This window comes from Pueribacillus sp. YX66, assembly GCF_041725775.1.
GTDB lineage: Bacteria > Bacillota > Bacilli > Bacillales > UBA6769 > Pueribacillus.
This window is the reverse complement of record NZ_JBEUEL010000012.1, coordinates 67,778-74,135: the sequence shown is the minus strand read 5'-3', so window position 1 is coordinate 74,135 and position 6,358 is coordinate 67,778. Positions and strand designations below refer to the sequence as shown.

The window sequence follows — 6,358 nt, the reverse complement described above, 5'->3', positions numbered from 1 at the left end:
GCTTCATGTAAACTTGAGAACGTGTGTAGTGAAGAAAAAGCTTTTCGTCTAATAAACTCAACACTTCGCTCTACATGACCTTTTTCATTGCCTTTTCTTGGATTGCATAAACGAATATGAAAGCCGTAGTAGTTGGATAGATGCTTCATACTATCCGTTATCTCTCGTTCTGTCCCAATGAACTTTTTAACAACCGTACGCATGTTATCGTATGTGAAGACGGATGGGACGAACTGTATGTCGTCAATAAATTTTGAATGCACATCTAAAACACATACTTGCGATTCCGATTGATAGAGTTTTGCGAAACGATAGTTACTATAAGCCAGTGTAAAGACGGCAAGAGAATAGCTTTTTATTTTTCCGTCAATCTCTAGCTTGACTTCACCCCAATCAAACTCGACTTCATATCCTGGTTCTGAGTGTCGCCGAATAAAGACTTCTTTTGATTTTGCGGCTTCTTCATTCACAAAATTGCGAACCGTTGTATAGCTGATCGCATGCTTATCTTTAAGTAGCTTTTCATGCATATCCACGATTTTCATTTGTTGCTTTCCCATGTAATGCTTACGTTTCCATTCATTTTCTTTAATATAGCCACGTAGTTTTCAGTTAAGACTCGTTTTTTGCCTTGTCTCTTTTTGTAAGTGGGTGGCTTTAAAATCTCTTCTGTAAACGGAAGGTTACGCACATCCTCCTCTTTACTGTTCTCAAATTCTTGAATATATTTCGCAACTGTATTCCGTGATTTTTTCATCTTTTTGGCAATCTTTCTTTTACTCATCTCCTCTAGATGTAATTGGATAATCGTTTGTTTTTCTGTCAATGTAATCACTCCTGAATATCCCCCTAACTAGAATCGTTAGGGTTATTTTCTATCAAGAGTGGATCAGTTTTCAATTGTCATGGTGGATCACTTTTAAGTTATCATAAACAGGGTTACCGCACTTCTTTTGGACTTTGACTTGTTGTGGAGTCTTATCCGCCTATAAAGCCTTCGTATCAGATTTCTATTCGTCGAGCCAAAATATTTAATACACGCTTCCTTCAGCACTTACCTCACGGTAAGAATCTTGCGCTTCTCTAGTGGTTGGTTGATGTGTACCCCCACAGTGGACTTTCACCGCCTAGATAGTCGCCATGCCTGGCGCACACAAAAAAAGAAAGCCTCTCGGGGCTTTCTTATTTTGATGCTAACTTTTCACGTAATACCATTTGTAGGATACCACCGTGACGATAGTAATCAATTTCAACTTCACTATCAAAACGAGCGATGACTTCAAACTCTTTTTTACTTCCGTTTTCATCAGTTGCAACAACTTTTACAATTTGACGAGGTTTTACATTTTCGTCAATTTGAACTTCAAATGTTTCTTTGCCTGTTAAGCCTAGTGATTCTGCACTATCACCTTGTTTAAATTGTAAAGGCAGTACACCCATTAGTACGAGGTTGCTACGGTGAATCCGTTCGAAACTCTGTGCGATAACGGTCTTGATTCCGAGCAAGTTCGTACCTTTCGCAGCCCAGTCACGTGAACTCCCCATACCGTAATCTTCGCCAGCGATAACAACGAGCCCAGTGTTATCTTCTTTATATTTCATAGCCGCGTCATAAATCGGCATCACTTCTCCTGTAGGCCAGTATGTCGTCCATCCGCCTTCTGTTCCAGAAGCGACTTGGTTACGAATACGGATGTTTGCAAACGTGCCACGCATCATCACTTCATGATTTCCACGACGAGAGCCGTATGAGTTAAAGTCAATTGGACGAACACCTTTGTCAATTAAATATTGCCCTGCAGGCATATCCTTAGCAATTGCACCAGCTGGTGAGATGTGGTCAGTTGTGACTGAATCACCGAACTTACCAATAACTCTTAACCCGCTAAGTGGCTTAATTTCTTCAGGATCCGAAGATAAGTTAACGAAAAATGGTGGGTTTTGAATATATGTTGAATCTTCGTCCCAGTTGTAAAGCTCTTCAGACGTTGTTTCAAGTTTGTTCCATTCTTCATTACTATCAAAGACACGAGCATACTCTTTTCTAAAGATTTCAGGTGTCACAGTTTGCGCCATGACTTCTTTTACTTCTTCAAGAGTTGGCCAAATATCTTTTAGATAAACATCGTTCCCATCTTTATCTTTTCCAAACGAATCATGTTGTAAATCAAAGTTTACTGAACCTGCTAACGCATACGCGACAACGAGCGGTGGCGAAGCTAAATAGTTTGCTTTAATTAACGGGTGAATTCTTCCCTCAAAGTTACGGTTACCAGATAAAACAGATGCAACTGTTAAATCAGATTCAGAAATCGCTTGTTCGATTTCTGGAAGCAATGGTCCAGAGTTTCCGATACAAGTAGTACAACCGTATCCAACTGTGTCAAAACCAAGTTCATTTAGATATGGTGTGAGTCCAGAATCGTTTAAATACTGTGTAACAACTTTAGAACCTGGAGCTAAGCTTGTTTTAACGTATGAAGGTACTTTCAAACCTTTTTCAATTGCTTTTTTAGCGAGCAATCCGGCGCCAATCATAACAGATGGGTTTGACGTATTCGTACAGCTTGTAATTGCTGCGATCGCTACTGCGCCTGTTTTCATAACCGTTTCGCTACCGTCAGTAAATTTCACAGTCACTTCTCGGTTAATCTCATCTTTATCAAGACCGAATCCATGGTTTCCTTGTGGTGCTACAAGTGCTTCATTAAATGATTTTTTCATTTGTGAAAGCGGGATTAAGTCTTGCGGACGTTTTGGACCTGAAAGACTAGGCTCTAACGTTGAAAGATCAATTTCTACAGTTTCTGTAAAGACAGGTTCTTCAGCGTCTGCCGTATAGAACAAGCCGTTAGCTTTACAATAATCTTCCACTAATTTAATTTGTTCTTCGCTACGACCTGTCAAACGTAAATAATCAAGCGTTTCTTCATCAACAGGGAAAAATCCGCAAGTTGCTCCATATTCTGGTGCCATATTTGATACTGTTGCACGGTCAGCTAAAGGCATTGAAGATAAAGCTGGCCCGTAAAATTCGACGAACTTACCGACAACATTTTTCTCACGTAACACTTGTGTTACTTTAAGTGCCAAATCTGTAGCATTCGTTCCACTTGGCAATGTTCCAGTTAATTTTACGCCGATGACTTCAGGAACAGGGAAGTATGAAGGTTGACCGAGCATTCCTGCCTCTGCTTCAATACCTCCTACACCCCATCCAAGTACTCCTAAACCATTAATCATTGTCGTATGTGAGTCTGTACCGACGAGTGAGTCAGGATAGGCTACATTTTCGCCATCAACTTCAGATGTCTGAACGACAGAAGCCAAGTATTCTAAGTTAACTTGGTGAACAATTCCTGTTGCTGGTGGAACCGCACGATAATTATCAAATGCATTTTGAGCCCACTTCAAAAATTTATAACGTTCTTGGTTTCGCTCAAATTCTCTCTTCATATTAAATTCTAATGCTTCTTGAGACGCATATTTATCAACTTGAACAGAGTGGTCAATGACGAGATCCACTGGGATTTCCGGATTGATTTGTTCAGGATCACCACCCATAGCTGCCATAGCTCCACGAAGGGATGCTAAATCAACAACTGCAGGCACACCTGTAAAGTCTTGTAAAATGACTCGTGAAGGCTTAAATGGGACGTCGATTTCCTTTAACTCATCAGTACCCCATTTTGCAAGGTTTTCAACATGTTCTTTTTGAATGACTTTACCATCATATTGCCGAAGAACTGATTCAAGAAGCACTTTAATTGAATAAGGGAGTTGAGAAACTTTACCTACTCCTGCTTCTTCTAGAACATTTAAGTCGTAATAGTGATACGTTTTTCCATTTGATTCAAATGATTTTTTTGCATTGTACACATCTTTGTTCGACATAAATTCCCCTCCTCATTTTCTATCATAAATGAAAATAATCAAATTGTCGAAGGTAGCATAATCTCCAACTATTATCATACATCAAAAACCATTAATAAGTAAAATATAAGTGTATTATTAAAATCGATAAGTAATTATTATCACGTTTACTAAACTTGCCTCTAATATGGAAGTAACCGTATAATATTGGATAGGAAAAATCATGTCGAGGTGATGCCTCATGTCAGGTTGGTTTATGGCCTTCATCATATTTTGGTCTGTATTTTTAATTACGATTATGTTTATCGGTGGATTTTTTATGTTTCGCAAGTTTTTGAAAAGGCTACCGAAAGACGATGGAAAATCAATTTTGGATTGGCAAGAGTATTATATCGAAAACACGCTCCACCTTTGGACAGACGAAAAAAAACAGCTTTTAAATGAGCTCGTCGAACCAGTTCCTGAACTGTTTCGCGATGTTGCAAAACAGACAATTGCTGGCAAAATTGGTGAATTAGCACTAAAAGAAAAAGCAACTCATTTAAGTTTAGATTTAATCATCCGTGGCTATATTATTGCGACACCGAAACGCGATCATAAATTTCTCATTAAAAAGTTAAATGAGAAACAAATCGATCTCCAACCATATCGAGAGTTGTTATCGTAAAAGAACCAGACGTATTATCGTCTGGTTCTAACTCTTTTCATTATGAACGGGTGTACTTTCGGATAAATACTCTTCTAAAGTAAGCTCGTTTTCTTTTATATATTTTGCGTGCTCTTTTCCGACATAGCGTAAATGCCAAGGTTCATAGTCATACCCCGTTATCGCTTCCTTCCCTTTTGGATAGCGAATGATAAATCCATAGTGATGAGCATGTTCTAACACCCATTTTCCCTCCGGTGTCTGTTCAAATTCAACAATTAATTTAAAATTGACTTCTGGGCTTGTTACGTCCATTGCTAAGCCTGTTTGATGTTCACTTTGACCTGGAGATGCACTAACCCTTTTAGCATCTTCTTCACCGAGCCGTTTCACATTAGAAGCAAAAACAGTCTTTTGTCTTTCATAAGAACGATAACCCGATTGTGCATAGAGATTAAGATTATTTGCTTTCGCATCAGCGAACATCTCTTCCAATGCTTTTGCCGCTTCTTTTCGCATGAACTTTTTCTCAGTTTTTTCCTCGAAAGGAAAGGGGACGTTTGGAATGACCAAATCTTGAGGTTCATAACCGTCTGGTAAATATCTTTCTTTGTTTGAAACGACTAACAGATCATCAGGATTCGTGACTATGTTATTTCCATCGGAATCAACAGTAATTGACTCAGCAAGCCGACTACTTCTTATTGTATCCATTTGTTCATTTTTCTGTTTATGGTTTTCAATATCGTTCTGCTTCTGTTCACTAATTATGTTATTGTTATCTTGATCACTATTTTGGCTACATCCAAAACTAATGGTTACAATTACAATTAACAAAGCCGTAACGATCTTTTTCATATGCAAACTCCTTTTATATCCTTGAAGAAAATAAAGCACTCAAAATTGAGTGCTGACCTTACTTATTCATTTGGCTTTGCATCGCTTTCATCATTTGGTTAATTTTCTTTTGCGACGGTTTCTGACCCATTTGCATCATCATGACACGAAGCATATTTTCATTAATCGGTGGGTTCTTTTTTAAATAATTCATCATATATTTACGAGCGATAAAAAAACCTAACGCTACTCCTGCTAGTAAGCAGAGAGTACCAACTAAAATGTAAAGCCACATAACGTTCCCTCCTTATCTCTCTCTTACATCCATGTCCAAAAAGTTAAATAAAAGTAAGCATCTTTTGAACAATTATTATCGTAATTTTACTATAACCCTACACGATTGTACAACAAGATAAGGAAGGAATCTAGCCTATTCTTGCACGTTTTCTACGCTAATTCCATTTGTTTCGTTGGATTGAGCCATCCATAGTTATCATTTTTAAAGTCAATTGCAAGAAAACTTGATTCCATCTTCCGCAACACTTCAAAAAAAGCTGCTTCTGCTTCTAACGATCCGTAAGAATAGATGGATAAGTAGTTTGGTTTAACGATAAGTACGGCCCTGCTCACACTCTTATCTATTTGCACTTCATACAACTTTCCTCGTTCGTAACTTTTTAATACATTTTTTAGTTCTGTCATGAACGTAGTGTGTAAATCAACTAACTCTATCTTTCTCGTTATGTAATTGATTTGCTTTTTCACGATTGACTGATAAGGAGAAATTTTATTTTCAGCTTCATAAAATAACTGATATAACATTTTCTCTTTGCCGATATAGTTTTTTGCAACGTCTGTTTCTAATAAATAAATGATATACCGTCTCATAAAAAGTCCTCCCCTAACAAATGTTGACTTCATTATATGAAATTTTCTGAAAAATGATTGTCGCATTGTGTTAAGAGAAAACACTAGTTTCGTCGAAAAAAGCCACCTTTTTCA

Annotated in this window: 5 protein-coding genes and 1 pseudogene; 1 reads left to right on the top strand and 5 read right to left on the bottom strand. The window is 37.8% G+C overall.

Annotated elements, in window-relative coordinates:
* Together istA and acnA are read right to left on the bottom strand one after the other, a co-directional pair.
* Positions 1 to 826, bottom strand: a pseudogene (gene istA / locus ABU914_RS07540) (IS21 family transposase); the annotation flags it as partial.
* Positions 827 to 1,182: 356 nt separating this feature from the next.
* Positions 1,183 to 3,894 carry an aconitate hydratase AcnA gene (gene acnA / locus ABU914_RS07530; RefSeq protein ID WP_379669123.1) on the bottom strand — a complete coding sequence of 904 codons (2,712 nt, stop codon included), beginning with the start codon at positions 3,892 to 3,894 and terminating at the stop codon, positions 1,183 to 1,185.
* Between the two features lie 220 nt (positions 3,895 to 4,114).
* Here acnA and ABU914_RS07525 point away from each other — a divergent pair, with 220 nt between their 5' ends.
* Entirely contained in the window at positions 4,115 to 4,540 is a 426-nt protein-coding gene (locus tag ABU914_RS07525; protein ID WP_379669122.1) for a DUF2621 domain-containing protein, read from the top strand.
* A 27-nt stretch (positions 4,541 to 4,567) separates the two neighbouring features.
* Here ABU914_RS07525 and ABU914_RS07520 read toward each other — a convergent pair whose 3' ends face one another.
* From ABU914_RS07520 to sirA, 3 genes are all read right to left on the bottom strand, one after another.
* Entirely contained in the window at positions 4,568 to 5,377 is an 810-nt protein-coding gene (locus tag ABU914_RS07520; protein WP_379669121.1) for a M15 family metallopeptidase, read from the bottom strand.
* A gap of 58 nt (positions 5,378 to 5,435) precedes the next feature.
* Positions 5,436 to 5,651: a YneF family protein gene (locus ABU914_RS07515; protein WP_379669120.1), complete on the bottom strand. Its 216-nt coding sequence runs from the start codon at positions 5,649 to 5,651 to the stop codon at positions 5,436 to 5,438.
* Between the two features lie 152 nt (positions 5,652 to 5,803).
* Positions 5,804 to 6,244 (bottom strand): sporulation inhibitor of replication protein SirA, encoded by a 441-nt coding sequence (gene sirA / locus ABU914_RS07510; RefSeq protein WP_379669119.1) that lies wholly within the window; start codon positions 6,242 to 6,244, stop codon positions 5,804 to 5,806.
* Positions 6,245 to 6,358: the final 114 nt, after the last annotated feature.

What these genes read in the sequence shown, in the direction of transcription:
- acnA (WP_379669123.1), bottom strand. Translation starts at nt 3,894, where the DNA reads ATGTCGAACAAAGATGTGTACAATGCAAAAAAATCATTTGAATCAAAT.
- ABU914_RS07525 (WP_379669122.1), top strand. Translation starts at nt 4,115, where the DNA reads ATGTCAGGTTGGTTTATGGCCTTCATCATATTTTGGTCTGTATTTTTA.
- ABU914_RS07520 (WP_379669121.1), bottom strand. Translation starts at nt 5,377, where the DNA reads ATGAAAAAGATCGTTACGGCTTTGTTAATTGTAATTGTAACCATTAGT.
- ABU914_RS07515 (WP_379669120.1), bottom strand. Translation starts at nt 5,651, where the DNA reads ATGTGGCTTTACATTTTAGTTGGTACTCTCTGCTTACTAGCAGGAGTA.
- sirA (WP_379669119.1), bottom strand. Translation starts at nt 6,244, where the DNA reads ATGAGACGGTATATCATTTATTTATTAGAAACAGACGTTGCAAAAAAC.